The sequence below is a fragment of the Myxococcus sp. AM009 genome, assembly GCF_013372605.1.
GTDB classification, from domain to species: Bacteria; Myxococcota; Myxococcia; order Myxococcales; family Myxococcaceae; genus Myxococcus; species Myxococcus vastator.
The window spans coordinates 68223-81108 of sequence record NZ_JABXEP010000013.1 but is presented as its reverse complement, the minus strand read 5'-3'; the positions used below and the strand labels follow the sequence as shown (position 1 = coordinate 81108).

Below are 12886 nucleotides of genomic sequence, written 5' to 3'. Positions count from 1 at the left end.
GCCCAGGCCCCGCCCCCTCCCCCGAGGCACCGGGGGCCGAGCCCCAGGCCCGCGCCGTGTCCATCATCGTGGGCGGCGACGTGACCCTGGGCCACAACTACCAGACACACCACGACGCGGAGACCGCCAAGGGCCGCCCCCAGGACGCCCTGCTGGCCTACGGGTTCCAGGAGGTGAAGCCCCTGACGGACGCCGCCGACCTGTTCGTCGTCAACCTGGAGTGCCCCTTCACCGAGCGCGGCGAGAAGCTGCCGAAGAACTTCAACTTCCGCGCGAAGCCGGAGCTGGTGGGCATCCTCACCGCCGGCGGCGTGGACGTGGTGAGCCTGGCCAACAACCACCTGATGGACTACGGCGCCCAGGGCCTGCTCGACACGCTGGACACCCTGGACGCGGCGCACATCCCCTACTTCGGCGCGGGCCGGAACCTGGCGGAGGCCCGGCGCCCCGCAATCGTCACCGTGGGCGGCCAGCGGGTGGCGCTGCTGGGCTACTTCTTCCTGGGCACGCGCAACATCGAACCGCCTGGAGTCCTTGCGACGGAGACGACCCCTGGGGTCGCCGGCCACTTCTCCGACGAGGCCGTCATGACGCGGATGCTCCGCGAGGACATCGCCGCGGCCCGGGCCCAGGCGGACCTGGTCCTGCCCTACTTCCACTGGGGGCGCGAAGGCACCTACACCCCGGAGCCCTACCAGGTCCGGCTGGCCCACGCCGCCATCGACGCGGGCGCCGCGGGGGTGCTGGGCGCCCACCCCCACGTCCTTCAAGCCATGGAGCTGTACCAGGGCAGACCGGTCGTCTACTCACTGGGGAACTTCGTCTTCGGGGGGAACTGGAACCCTCGCGACAAGCGCGGCGCCCTGTGGAAGGGCCACTTCGGGCCCGACGGCGGCTACCTGTCCAGCGAGATTCTGCCCTTGAGGACCGACCGCTTCCCGGAGCTGCCCTTCCAGCCGGTGCCCGTCACGGGCGAGGCGGCGGAGGCGGTGCTGCGGCTCCTGGCGGAGTCTTCAGAAGGCGTGGAGCGGATGCTGCCCGAGCTGGAGCCGTGGGCCCGTCCGCCTCCCTCCCCCGAACTCCGAGGGAGGGAGTCGCCAACGCACTAGACCTTGTTGTTGGACTGGCCCTTCTTGGCGCGGCTGCGGCGGCGCTTCAGCTGGGCCTTCCGGCCCTTGGCACGGTTGGCGACCTTCTTCTTGGAACGATTTCCCTTCTGGGCGGGCATGTGGAAGGACTCCGTGTAGGTGATGTGAAACCGACCGCTGAGCGCGGTGAGGGCGGCCCTTTTTTCATGCTCCCGCCCAAGCGTCCAAGGAATTTCTTGACTCCGCCCGCCCTTGCCAGAGGCCGTGCAAAGGGGCAATACCCCCCGGAACGACGATGATTGACAAACTCGAAGACGTCGAGCGCCGGTTCGAACGACTGACGGCCGACCTGTCGAACCCCGACGTACTCGCCGACTCGGCGAGGCTCCAGAAGGTGTCCAAGGAGCGCGCGGGCCTGGAGAAGCTGGTCGAGGCCTTCCGGGCCTACCGCAAGGTGCTCGCCGACCTCAGCGAAGTCGAAGCCTGGCTCGGCAGCAGCGACGCCGACGAGAAGGCCTTTGCCCGCGAGTCCCTGCCCGGCCTGAAGGAGCAGCGCGACGAGATGGAGGCCAGCCTCAAGATCCTCCTCCTGCCCAAGGACCCGAATGACGAGAAGAACGTCATCCTGGAGATCCGCGCGGGCGCGGGCGGTGACGAGGCCGCGCTCTTCGCCGAGGAGGTCATGCAGATGTACCTCCGCTACGCGGAACGCCGGGGCTGGAAGGCGGACATCCTGGACATGAGCCCGGGTAACGCGGGCGGCGTGAAGGACGCCACGGTGACGCTGTCCGGCGACGCCGTCTTCAGCAACATGAAGTACGAGTCCGGCGTACACCGCGTGCAGCGGGTGCCGGCCACGGAGACGCAGGGCCGCATCCACACGTCCACGATTACGGTGTCGGTGATGCCGGAGGCGGAGGACGTGGACGTGCAGGTGAACCCGGCGGACATCGAGATGCAGGTGATGCGCTCCACGGGCTCGGGCGGCCAGAGCGTCAACACCACGGACTCCGCGGTGCGCCTCATCCACCACCCGACGGGCATCGTGGTGAAGTGCCAGCAGGAGAAGAGCCAGCTGAAGAACCGCACCATGGCCATGCGCATGCTGCGGGCGAAGCTCTACGAAATCGAGCAGGAGCGCATCCGCAACGAGCGAGACTCCGCGCGCCGCGCCCAGGTGGGCACCGGTGACCGCAGCGAGAAGATTCGCACCTACAACTTCCCGCAGGACCGGCTGACGGACCACCGCATTGGCCTCACCGTGCACAACCTGCCGGGAGTCATGGCCGGCAACGTGGACGACGTCGTCACCGCCTGCCGGACCTACTACCAGGCCGAAGCGCTCAAGGCGCAGACGGCCGGCGGCCCGAAGCCCTCCGCATGAGCAGCGACCCCTGGACCATCCGCAAGGTCCTCACCTGGACGACGCAGCACTTCGAGAAGCGACAGGTGGATGCCCCGCGGCTCACCGCGGAGATCCTCCTGTCGTACGTGCTCAAGCTCAGCCGCGTCCGACTGTACGTGGACCTGGACCGCCCGCTCTCCAAGGAGGAGCTGGGCGCCTACCGTGCCCTCATTGAACGGCGCATGGCGGGCGAGCCCACGCAGTACCTGACGGGGGTGCGCGAGTTCTACAACCGCCCCTTCAAGGTGGACGCCCGGGTGCTGATTCCGCGCCCGGAGACGGAGCTGCTGGTGGAGGCGGCGCTGCGCATGCTCCCCAAGGACGCGCCCGGCCGCGCGCTGGACGTGTGCACCGGCTCTGGCTGCATCGCCATCAGCCTGGCGGCCGAGCGGCCCCTGGCCACCGTCATCGCCACTGACTTGTCGCCGGACGCCTGCGCGCTGGCGCGGGAGAACGCCCAGGCGCTGGGCGTGGCGGACCGGGTGACGGTGCTGCAGGGGGACCTGTTCGCCCCGGTGCCCGCGGGCGAGCGCTTCCAGGTGGTGGTCTCCAACCCGCCGTACATCGCCTCCGAGGAGATTGCCGGCCTGTCCGCCGAGGTGCGGCGCGAGCCGAAGCTGGCGCTGGACGGCGGGCCGGACGGACTGGTGGCGGTGCGCCGGGTGGTGACGGGCGCGCGCCAGTGGTTGGAGCCTGGCGGCCTCCTTGCAATGGAGATTGGTGAGGACCAGGGCCCCGCCGTCCTGGAGCTCCTGCGCGCCGCGGGTTACGCGGACGCGCGGGTGGAGAAGGACCTGGAGCGGCGGGAACGGATGGCTTTTGGGACACAGCCCGTGGCCAACGAGCCACAGGGCTGAAGACGCAGGGAACCATGGACAAGATCGTCATCAAGGGCGGCCAGGCGCTGCACGGCGAAGTGCAGGCCTCGGGCGCGAAGAACGCGGCGCTGCCCATCCTCGCCTCGGCGCTGCTGGCCGACGGCACCTCCACCTACCGCAACGTGCCGGACCTGGCGGACGTCGCCACCATGCTCAAGGTGCTGCGCACCATGGGCTGCGACGCGGAGCGCAGCACCGAGACGTCGGACGTCTGCCGGGTGGGCGTCAACGGCCACATCACCCCGGAGGCACCCTACGAGCTGGTGAAGACGATGCGCGCCAGCGTGCTGGTGCTGGGGCCGCTCGTCGCCCGCTTCGGCCGGGCGCGGGTGTCCATGCCGGGCGGCTGCGCCATTGGCGCGCGGCCCATCGACCAGCACCTCAAGGGGCTCAAGGCCCTGGGCGCGGACATCCACCTCACGGAAGGCTACGTGGAGGCCACGGCGAAGCAGCTCAAGGGCGGCACCGTCAACTTCGACGTCATCACCGTCACCGGTACGGAGAACGTGATGATGGCGGCGGTGCTGGCCAAGGGCCGCACCGTCATGGAGAACTGCGCCCGCGAGCCCGAGGTCGAGGAGCTGGCCAAGGTGCTCAACAAGATGGGGGCGCGCATCGAGGGCGCGGGCACGTCCATCATCACCATTCAAGGCGTGGACGGGCTGAAGCCGGTGGAGCACGCCATCCTCCCCGACCGCATCGAGGCCGGCACCCTGCTGGTGGCGGCGGCCATCTCCGGCGGCGACGTGCTGGTGAAGCACGTGGTGTCCGAGCACATGGACGCCATGGTGGAGAAGCTGCGCGAGGCCGGATGCACCCTCACCGCCGAGGGCGGCGGCCTGCGCTGCAAGGCGCCCCAGCGGCTGAACGCGGTGGACATCACCACCACGGAGCACCCGGGGTTCCCCACCGACATGCAGGCCCAGCTGATGGCCCTCATGTCCGTCAGTCAGGGGACGTCCGTCATCAACGAAAACATCTTTGAGAACCGCTTCATGCACGTGCCGGAGCTGCACCGGCTGGGCGCGGACATCACCATCCAGGGGCACACAGCGGTGGTGAAGGGTGTGAAGGGCTTGAGCGGCGCGCCCGTCATGGCAACGGACCTGAGGGCGAGTGCGTCACTCATCCTGGCGGGCCTGCGGGCGGAGGGTCGCACCGACGTCAGCCGCGTCTACCACCTGGACCGGGGCTACGAGCGCCTGGAGCGCAAGCTGAGCGGCCTGGGTGCGGACATCCGCCGCGAGAAGGCATAGGGCCGAGGGGCTCGGGGGGCGACGGGACGGCGCGTTGCCAACAGACTGCGCAAGGCGGGTTGCATCCAAAATTTCGCGCGACCTATCATTCTCCAATCGACTGGGGAGAACACCACTCCCCCCCAACAGGAGAATGGAACCGCCCCATGGATTGCCCCAGCTGCAACGTCGAGATGTCCGATCTCGAGGGGGATGACCAGACGTTGCGAAAGTGTGGAGATTGCGGCGGCCTCTGGATTGACGTCGCGGACCTCAACCGGGTCCTGCTCCACAACAACCTCCCCGGGCTGGAGAGCCAGGGCGGCAAGGTAGATGCGGAGGCATTGACGGGTCAGTGCCCCGAGTGCCAGGTCGACCTCGTCCGCGTGGACGGTGGCGACCGCCAGCATCCGCTGCACTACGACACCTGCGAGTCCTGCGGCGGCATCTTCCTGGAATCCGAGTTCCAGGACGCCACCGACGTGAAGATCGCGGTCGAGGAAATCATGGCGTTCTTCCGCCACTTCAGCGTGAAGCGGAAGATGGCCATCCTCTAAGGCGAACTGCCTCGCCTCCCGGGAAGCCGGGCGGGCGGCAGCCCCCCCGTCAGCTCACCGCTGGCCGCGGAACGCCTCGCCCCAGGCCTCGGCGACGGGCCCGTCGAACGCCAGCGACGCATCTGGCGGGCGCGTCCCCTCTGAGTCCCCTCGCGGGAAACGCACCGTCACCCGCCCGTGCGGGGGGACGTCCAGGGACAGCTTCTCCCCGGACAGCGTGTAGGCCCCGCTGACTGTCGTGGACACCTCGCCCTCCAAGGGCTCCTCGGTGAGGCTGTAGGTGCCGTCCAGGTAGAAGGACAGGAAGCGGTGCGGGGCGCCCTTCAGGCCACCAAACCAGGTGCCCAGCAGCGGCGCCAGCCGGGCGTTGTAGCGCAGCTTGGGCGCCAGCCAGGTGCCGTTGAGCGCCTTCCCCCTGGAGTAGAAGACGATGTCGGTGACGCAGACGGGCGCGTCGTCCTTGGCGCCCGGGAAGCGCTCCGACACCTCCAGCGTGAAGCGGGCGCCTCGAAGCCCTGGCTTGAGGGGCACCGCCTGGAGCCCCCGCTTGTCCTCCACGCTGACGCTGCGTGCTTCCTTGATGCCAGTCAGCGTGAGCTTCCGCGCCCGGGCGCGGGCCTTGAACGCGGCCCGGTCCGAGCCATCCCCCGTGTACACGCGGACCTCGTCCACGGTGACGATGTCCTTGAAGCCAAAGGTGAAGGACGCGGGCCCATCTGCGCTGACACACCACGCGGTGGAGTCGCGGCCGTCGAGCACGTTGAGGGGCCCATAGCGCTCCGGCTGGCGGGTACGGTCGAGCCAATCGGAGGCCTGGACGTAGCCAGGCGGGACATTGGATGCGGCGGAGGCCGCCGTGGCGGTCAGGAGGGAGGCGAGGAGCAGGCGTCGCATGTCCCCGCATCTTTGATCGCCTCGCGCGCGCGGCTCCAGTCCGAGCACGCACGGAGCGGCCGGGCGGGTGCGGATGAAAGCGCCCTCGCGGATGTTGGGGTGCTTGACACTCCGTCCCCGACGGGAAGGATGGCGGTTTGTGCTGGAGGAGACTGTGATGAGACGCTGGGGGTGGGCCTGTGTGCTGGGGCTGATGCTGGCCGGCTGCAAGGAAGACAAGGCGCCGGAAGCTCCGGACGCGGGGCCGGTGGAGACGGGGCCGGCCGCGCTCACGGAGCAGGAGCCCAACGACAGGCCTGACCAGGCCCTGGACCTCACCCGCAACAGCACGGTGAGCGCGGAGCTCACCGCGCAGCCGAACAAGGCGGACGAGGACTGGTACCGGCTGGCGCCTGGCGCGCCGCGCATCGCGGACGTCACCGTGTCCGGCCTGCCCGGCGGGGACATCACCCTGGAGGTGTATGACCGCGACCGCAACCGCCTGGTGGGCATCAACAGCGAGGGCGAGGGCAAGCCGGAGCGCTTCCCCAACCTCTTCGTGGAGAACGAGCGCTTCCTCCGCGTGGTGCCCACCCGCAAGGGCGTGGGCGGCGCGTACACGCTCGAGGTCCGCATGCGCGCGCCCGAGGACGGCGAGGAGCGCGAGCCCAACGACCGCGCCGTGGACGCGGTGAGTCTGCCGCTGGGCCAGACGGTGACGGCCTTCCTGGGCCATTCCGGCGACGAGGACTGGTACCGCATTGAGCTGCCGGACCCGGCGCTACCGTCGCCCCCGGAAGGGACGGGCCCAGGTGGGACGGCGGAGGACCCGGCGACCGCGCCCTTTGGCGATTCGCCAGCACGGGGCACGGCGCCCACCGAGGGCGGCGCTGGCGGACCAGGCGCCCCCCAGGGGCAGGACGACGCGCTGGGCGGCGGCCTCGCCGGCACACGGGGCACGAACGGCGCTGGCGCGCAGGACGGACAGGGCCCCTCCGGCGCGAGGCAGGACCTGGGCGGCAACGGCTTCGAGGCCGAGGAAGGCGCGGCGCCCCGGGGCCCGGAGGGGGATGGAGCGTCCGGCCTCATGGCGCAGGAGGGCATGCAGGGCGGGATGAACGGCTTCGGTCGTGACGAGGCCCCGCCCTCCCCCGCCGTGGAGGGCACCTTCGCGGGCAGCGAGCCGCCGCCCGTGGGGAGCCAGGCGGTGGGCGAGGCCATTGCGCGCGCGCTGGACGCGGGCACGGCGGTCGCCGCGCCCTCCGAGCCGGACGTGCCCCCCGAGCCGCCCGAGCCGCCCTCGGTGGCGCTGAAAATCGAGCTGACCGGCGTGGACGGCGTGCGGCCGGAGCTGTCGGTGCTGTCCGCGGCGGAGGCGCCGCTCTTCACCCTGCGCGGCAAGGAGGGCGAGACGCTGTCGCTGCGCAACATCGGCGTGCGCGCCATGGACCGCGTCGTCTACGTGGTGGTGAAGACGAGCTGGGTGGGCACCGGCAAGGAGGCCCGCCGGACCTTCAACACCACCATGCCGTACACGCTCACCGTGTCGCAGGAGGAGGCCGGCGCCAGCGCGGAGCTGGAGCCGAACGACGAGCTCCACAAGGCCACGACGCTCACGGCCGGGGGCTACCGCGAGGGCTTCCTGGCGCCCAGGGGCGACGTGGACCACTTCGTCCTGAAGACGTCCGAGCCGGTGCTGGCGAAGGTGGAGTTGACGGGCGTGGAGCGGCTGGACCTGGTGCTCTCCATGGTGGAGCCCCCGGAGGGAGACTCCGGCAAGGAGACGGTGCTGCTGCGCGCCAACGACGGCGCCATCAAGGAGCCCGAGCGCCTCAACAACGTCGCCTGCGAAGGCGCCTGCTATTTCCGGGTGGAGGGCGCGTCGCGCAAGGTGGACGGCAAGTGGGTGAAGGACTTCGAGAACGCCGAGCAGCCCTACCGCATCACCGTCACCACGGTGCCGGACAACGGCGGCGAGGAGCGCGAGCCCAACAACACCGCGGACCGGGCGCAGGACCTGACGCTGGGGCAGCCGATGCGTGGCACGGTGTATCCAGTCAAGGACACGGACTTCTTCCGGCTGGACCTGTCGGACCGGCCGGTGCGCACGCCCATCCGCGCCACGCTGCTGGGCATCCTGAAGGTCGACGTGGGGCTGTACCTGCACCGCGTGCAGCCGGACGGGAAGCTGTCGCTCGTGCAGACGGCGGACCGGGCCAAGGGCGACCAGCCGGAGCGCATCCGCTACAGCGCCGAGCCGGGCGTCTACCTCTTCGAGGTCCGCGACGCGCGCAACCGTGAGTCCAACTTCCAGGACGCATACCAGCTCACCGTCGAGGAGTCGGAGTAGCGCCGCACTTCCCGTTGACAAGCCACGGGGCGGCCCGTACCTTGCGCCCTGCTTCGCCCGCGGTGGTAGCTCAGTTGGTAGAGCACGAGCTTCCCAAGCTCGGGGTCGAGGGTTCGAATCCCTTCCGCCGCTCACTTACAAAGGCCGGTAGTCCTTGAGGAAACTCGGGACTGCCGGCCTTCGTGTTTTGCGGCCTCGGGCCGCCTCCCAGACTGTGTGATAGTCAATCGCACAGGCACCCCCGAGGCGGGGGTGGGAGGCCGAATGCGCACAACCCACTGGGTGACAGTGGTGGCATGCATCGTAGGGCTGACGTGGGCCGCGCCCGCGCAGGCGGGACGCCGCTCCTTCATCTGGACCTTTGACACCGAAATCGTCCCCAAGGGGGACGTCGAACTCGAGCAGTGGCTGTGGGCCCGCAGCCGCGCTCCAGCCGCCCCCCAGCGGCCATCGGTGTACTGGATATGGTGGGGGCCCGTGCTCGGACTGAGCCAGCACCTGGAGCTCGCGATTCCCTTCCAGGTGCGCGCCAACCAGACCGACACCCAGCTCGAGTCCTTCGAGGCGGACTTCCGCTACCGGCTCTTCCCCCGGGGGGACGACCGCGCCTTCCAGCCGCTCGTGCGCGCGGTGTGGCACCAGGCCATCAACACGCCGGAGCCCTCGCGCGTGGACGTGGACCTCGTCGGCTCGTACCAGTGGGACAGCGGCCTCCGCACGACGGTCGACCTGGGCGCGCAGGTGGGCCTCCCCGCGCTGCGCGGCGACGAGGGGCCGGCCCGCATCCTCGGGACGTACTCCGTCGGCGTGTCCTACCCCGTCATCGAGGACGAGCTGCGGCTGTCGCTCGAGTCCTTCGGGGAGTTCGGCCTGAAGGACGCGAACCAGGACCCGCACCTCTTCGTCGGGCCGAGCGTGGCGTGGACGTTCGGCCGGATGTGGGTGACGGCCGGCACCTTGTTCGGGCTGACGGCCGTGGCCCCCGAAACCCCCCGCTTCATGCCGAGGCTCATATGGGCAGTGGCGCTCTGAAGTCCTTGTTGCTGGCGCTCCTGCTGGCCGCATCGCCCGCGTCGGCGGAGCCGGGCAGCGTCCAGGGCGAGGTGCGCATCTCCGTCATCGGCGCGGACGGCGAGCAGCGCCCGAAGGCGGACCGCTCCGGCGTCGTCGTCTACCTCACCGGCTACACGGAGGAGCCTCCCGCCGAGGTGGCCGTGATGAGCCAGGCCAACAAGTCGTTCACCCCAGGCGTGCTGCCCATCGTCGCCGGGCAGAAGGTGGAGTTCCTGAACAAGGACGTGGTGCTGCACAACGTCTTCTCGCGCTCGGGGGCCCGCAAGTTCGACGCGGGCAAGAACCGGCCCGGCGAGAAGTACGTGGAGACGTTCAAGAAGACGGGCGTCATCGACGTCTACTGCGACATCCACGAGCAGATGGTGGCCACGCTGGTGGTGGTCCCCAACCGCGCCTTCGCGGTGACGGACGCGGACGGGCGCTTCGTGCTGCGCGGCGTGCCCCCCGGGCGCTACCCCATCTTCGCGGTCCACCGGCGGGACGAGAAGAGCGACATCGCCCGCGCGGAGGTCGTCGTGGAGGCGGGCCGCGCCAGCACGACCACGCTGACGCTCGTGGAGACGCGCACGGATGACACCCACCTGGACAAGCGCGGCAAGAAGTACACCCCCCGGCCCGACTACTCCGAGAAGGACCGCTGAGCGCCTCCCGTGACGCTCGCCCAGAAGCTCATCCTCGCCTTCATGGCGCTCGCGGGCGCGGCGCTCGTCACCGCGCTGCTGCTCACCAACCTCGCCGTGGAGGCGGCGGCGAAGGAGAAGATCGCCAGTGACTTGGAGCGGACGCTGCAGTCCTTCGAGCGGCTCGCCCGCGCCAGCCAGGAGCGCATCCGCGACGTGGCCGAGGCGCGCACGCTGGACCGCTCCTTCAAGGAGATGTCGCTGTCGGTGAACTCCGTCGACGCCGAGGCGGGGCTGGGCGACGCGAGCTCGGAGACGGACGGCATCATCAGCGCCCGCGAGGTCATCGACTCGGCGGACACCGAGGCCTTCGGCTGGAGCCGCGACGGCCCGCTGCCCTGGGCCTTCTTCAACGCCAGCGGGCGGCTCGTCTACACGCGCGCGGCACCGGAGCAGCTGAGCGAAGGCCCGGTCGACCTCCCCCTGCTCGCCACGTCACTCCAGCGAGGTCCCACCTCCGCGCTCTGGTCTCCCGCGCAGCTGCGCGCCCTGCCCTTCGTCTTCGTTCCTCCCGATGAGCTCCGGGACGGGGACCTCCTGCTCGTCCATGCGCAGCCCGCCTACGGCTCGCGGCGGGACCCGGTGGGCGTGGTGCTGTCCGGACAGTGGGTGCGGGATGTGCTGCTGGAGGAACCCCTGGCGCCCCGGGCCCCCGGGCCCCACATGGGGGACACCCGCGCCCGCTTCATCGTGCGCACGGAGGACGGGGCCCTGGCCTCGCAGCTCCCCGTGGGCGCGCTCTTCGACGGCGACGGCGTGCGGTCCGGACAGGCCCACGACGTGTACATCGAAGGCACGCACTACCTCGCGCGCGGGGGTGAGCTGAGCGGCGTGGATGGGACGCGCATCGGCCAGGTGTTCGTGCTGCGCGACTTCGACGCGGAGATCAACCCCATCCTCAAGCGCTTCCAGCGCTGGCTCATCCCCACCGCGTTGGGCGTGGCGCTGCTCGCGCTGGCGGCGGCCGTCTTCATGGCGCGGAGCATGGCCTCGCCGCTGGTGCAGTTGGAGGCCGCGGCCGGCCGCGTGCGCCTGGGGGACCTCACCGTCGAGGTGCCCGTGCGCGGCTCGGACGAGGTGGGCCGGGTGGCGCAGTCCTTCAACGAGATGGTCATCGGCCTGCGGCAGCGGGACCAGATAAAGGGCCTCTTCAAGCGCTACCTCGCGCCCCAGGTGGTGGACGAGCTCATCAAGCACCCGGAGAAGGCCGCGCCAGGCGGCGAGCGGAAGATGCTCACCGTGCTCTTCAGCGACCTGGTGGGCTTCACGTCCATGAGCGAGCAGATGAGCCCGGAGGACCTCGTCGCCGTCCTCAACACCTACTTCGAGCAGGCCACCGGCGTGCTGACGAAGCACGGCGCGACGCTCGACAAGTTCATCGGCGACGCCATCATGTGCTTCTGGAACGCGCCGCTGCCGCAGGAGGACCATGCGGCGCGCGCGTGCCTCACCGCGCTGGAGCTGGTGGCGGTGGTGGAGCGGCTCGCCCCCGGGTTCACGGCGCGAGGGCTGCCCCCGCTGGACTGCCGCATCGGCATCAACACCGGGCAGGCCGTGGCCGGCAACATCGGCTCCAGCGCGGCCCAGGACTACACCGTCATCGGCGACACGGTGAACCTGGCCTCGCGCCTGGAGGGCGCGGCCAAGGTCTACGGCACCCGCACGCTGGTGGCCGAGGAGACGCTCGCCGCCGCCCGGGGCGTGGTGCTGGCGCGAGAGCTGGACCTGCTGCGCGTCAAGGGCAAGCAGCAGGCGGTCCGCGTCTTCGAGCTGGTGGGCCCCGCGGGCACGCCTCCTCCACCGCACCTCGCGCGCTTCGCCGAGGGGCTCGCGCTCTACCGGGCCCGCCGCTTCGCCGAGGCCCGAGCCGCGTTCCTCGCCTCGCCGGAGGACGTGCCTTCGGGGCGGTTCGCCGCGAGGTGCGAGGCCCTGCTCACGGCGCCCCCTCCCGAGGATTGGGACGGCGTCTTCGTCCTCGACAGCAAGTAGCGGCGCCCCGGAGGCGTCTGCCCCCTCAACCGTCTTCAGGCGAGCGCTTCGCCGGACGGAAGTGTCTGCTGCATGGCTCCCACGCGCGCGCGGTCCCGCATGGCGCGGAAGGCGCTCTAAAGCAGGAGGCCAGGCCCCTGGGACTGGAGGAGTGAATGAACTACGCACGCTTTGGCGCGATGATCGCCGCGTCAATCCTGGTGATGTTCGGCCTGATGTACCTGAACACCTATGCACTCGACCACGTTCGCTTCAGCCAGACGAGGGCCTGGATGGCCGTGGTGATGGGCGCGACCATGGCCGTCATCATGCTGCTCTTCATGTGGTCCATGTACGGGAACAGGCGGGCGAACGTGGCAATCCTGGCTGGGAGCATCACCGCGTTCGCGGTGGCGCTCTGGCTCGTCCGCAGCCAGGAGACGGTGAGCGACGTCTCGTACATGAAGGCAATGATTCCGCACCACTCGATCGCGATCATGACGAGCAAACGCGCCCACCTCCGCGACCCGCGGGTGCGCAAGCTCGCCGATGGCATCATCGAGGCCCAGGTTCGTGAAATCGGCGAGATGGAGACGCTCATCGCCGACCTCGAGCGCAATGCGACGCCGGAGGGTGCTCCCGACCTTCCTCCCCATGATCCGCGAAGCCCCGCGCCCGCAAGATAGACAAGTGCCATGACGCACGGATGTCTGGCGCGGAGCCGTGTCCGGTAGCCTCGAAGACGGCAGCGGTGGGCGTGACGCGCTCAGGCACATGC

General features: G+C 70.2%; 12 protein-coding genes and 1 tRNA gene. 11 read left to right on the top strand and 2 right to left on the bottom strand.

What is annotated here, in order from left to right:
- Nucleotides 1–1109: CapA family protein (locus tag HV824_RS05655; RefSeq protein WP_176422841.1), on the top strand; the 1109-nt coding region annotated here is incomplete at its 5' end.
- On the opposite strand, the gene HV824_RS37220 is transcribed toward HV824_RS05655, so the two are convergent.
- The gene (locus HV824_RS37220; protein ID WP_013941470.1) at nt 1106–1228 is read right to left on the bottom strand and encodes a hypothetical protein; all 123 of its coding nucleotides are present in this window, start codon (nt 1226–1228) and stop codon (nt 1106–1108) included. The genes HV824_RS05655 and HV824_RS37220 overlap by 4 nt on opposite strands.
- 155 nt (nt 1229–1383) lie before the next feature.
- Between HV824_RS37220 and prfA the strand changes: the two genes are divergently transcribed.
- The 4 genes from prfA to HV824_RS05635 all read left to right on the top strand — a co-directional run bounded on the left by prfA (nt 1384) and on the right by HV824_RS05635 (nt 5163).
- Nucleotides 1384–2472 (top strand): peptide chain release factor 1, encoded by a 1089-nt coding sequence (prfA, locus tag HV824_RS05650; RefSeq protein WP_176417748.1) that lies wholly within the window; start codon nt 1384–1386, stop codon nt 2470–2472.
- The gene (prmC, locus tag HV824_RS05645) at nt 2469–3350 is read left to right on the top strand and encodes a peptide chain release factor N(5)-glutamine methyltransferase (protein ID WP_176417747.1); all 882 of its coding nucleotides are present in this window, start codon (nt 2469–2471) and stop codon (nt 3348–3350) included. The genes prfA and prmC overlap by 4 nt, the downstream gene beginning before the upstream one ends.
- 14 nt (nt 3351–3364) lie before the next feature.
- Nucleotides 3365–4627: a UDP-N-acetylglucosamine 1-carboxyvinyltransferase gene (gene murA / locus HV824_RS05640; RefSeq protein ID WP_176417746.1), complete on the top strand. Its 1263-nt coding sequence runs from the start codon at nt 3365–3367 to the stop codon at nt 4625–4627.
- Nucleotides 4628–4773: 146 nt separating this feature from the next.
- Nucleotides 4774–5163, top strand: coding sequence for a zf-TFIIB domain-containing protein (locus HV824_RS05635; protein WP_176417745.1), 390 nt, complete (start codon nt 4774–4776; stop codon nt 5161–5163).
- 54 nt (nt 5164–5217) lie between these two features.
- On the opposite strand, the gene HV824_RS05630 is transcribed toward HV824_RS05635, so the two are convergent.
- Nucleotides 5218–6057 carry a hypothetical protein gene (locus tag HV824_RS05630; protein WP_255207787.1) on the bottom strand — a complete coding sequence of 280 codons (840 nt, stop codon included), beginning with the start codon at nt 6055–6057 and terminating at the stop codon, nt 5218–5220.
- 157 nt (nt 6058–6214) lie between these two features.
- On the opposite strand from HV824_RS05630, the gene HV824_RS05625 reads away from it, so the two are divergent.
- The 6 genes from HV824_RS05625 to HV824_RS05600 all read left to right on the top strand — a co-directional run bounded on the left by HV824_RS05625 (nt 6215) and on the right by HV824_RS05600 (nt 12794).
- Nucleotides 6215–8386, top strand: a complete 2172-nt coding sequence (locus tag HV824_RS05625) for an ABC transporter substrate-binding protein (RefSeq protein ID WP_176422840.1) — start codon at nt 6215–6217, stop codon at nt 8384–8386.
- Nucleotides 8387–8445: 59 nt separating this feature from the next.
- Nucleotides 8446–8518: transfer RNA gene (locus HV824_RS05620), tRNA-Gly, on the top strand.
- Nucleotides 8519–8650: 132 nt separating this feature from the next.
- The gene (locus tag HV824_RS05615) at nt 8651–9418 is read left to right on the top strand and encodes a hypothetical protein (RefSeq protein ID WP_176422839.1); all 768 of its coding nucleotides are present in this window, start codon (nt 8651–8653) and stop codon (nt 9416–9418) included.
- The gene (locus HV824_RS05610) at nt 9400–10101 is read left to right on the top strand and encodes a carboxypeptidase regulatory-like domain-containing protein (protein ID WP_176422838.1); all 702 of its coding nucleotides are present in this window, start codon (nt 9400–9402) and stop codon (nt 10099–10101) included. The genes HV824_RS05615 and HV824_RS05610 overlap by 19 nt, the downstream gene beginning before the upstream one ends.
- 9 nt (nt 10102–10110) lie before the next feature.
- Nucleotides 10111–12129, top strand: a complete 2019-nt coding sequence (locus tag HV824_RS05605; protein ID WP_176417741.1) for an adenylate/guanylate cyclase domain-containing protein — start codon at nt 10111–10113, stop codon at nt 12127–12129.
- A gap of 155 nt (nt 12130–12284) precedes the next feature.
- Nucleotides 12285–12794: a DUF305 domain-containing protein gene (locus HV824_RS05600; protein ID WP_176422837.1), complete on the top strand. Its 510-nt coding sequence runs from the start codon at nt 12285–12287 to the stop codon at nt 12792–12794.
- The last annotated feature ends 92 nt before the right edge of the window (nt 12795–12886 follow it).

Excerpts from the sequence above, each read along its gene's own strand:
- HV824_RS37220 (WP_013941470.1), bottom strand. The coding sequence starts at position 1,228 with ATGCCCGCCCAGAAGGGAAATCGTTCCAAGAAGAAGGTCGCCAACCGT.
- prfA (WP_176417748.1), top strand. The coding sequence starts at position 1,384 with ATGATTGACAAACTCGAAGACGTCGAGCGCCGGTTCGAACGACTGACG.
- prmC (WP_176417747.1), top strand. The coding sequence starts at position 2,469 with ATGAGCAGCGACCCCTGGACCATCCGCAAGGTCCTCACCTGGACGACG.
- murA (WP_176417746.1), top strand. The coding sequence starts at position 3,365 with ATGGACAAGATCGTCATCAAGGGCGGCCAGGCGCTGCACGGCGAAGTG.
- HV824_RS05635 (WP_176417745.1), top strand. The coding sequence starts at position 4,774 with ATGGATTGCCCCAGCTGCAACGTCGAGATGTCCGATCTCGAGGGGGAT.
- HV824_RS05630 (WP_255207787.1), bottom strand. The coding sequence starts at position 6,057 with ATGCGACGCCTGCTCCTCGCCTCCCTCCTGACCGCCACGGCGGCCTCC.
- HV824_RS05625 (WP_176422840.1), top strand. The coding sequence starts at position 6,215 with ATGAGACGCTGGGGGTGGGCCTGTGTGCTGGGGCTGATGCTGGCCGGC.
- HV824_RS05615 (WP_176422839.1), top strand. The coding sequence starts at position 8,651 with ATGCGCACAACCCACTGGGTGACAGTGGTGGCATGCATCGTAGGGCTG.
- HV824_RS05610 (WP_176422838.1), top strand. The coding sequence starts at position 9,400 with ATGGGCAGTGGCGCTCTGAAGTCCTTGTTGCTGGCGCTCCTGCTGGCC.
- HV824_RS05600 (WP_176422837.1), top strand. The coding sequence starts at position 12,285 with ATGAACTACGCACGCTTTGGCGCGATGATCGCCGCGTCAATCCTGGTG.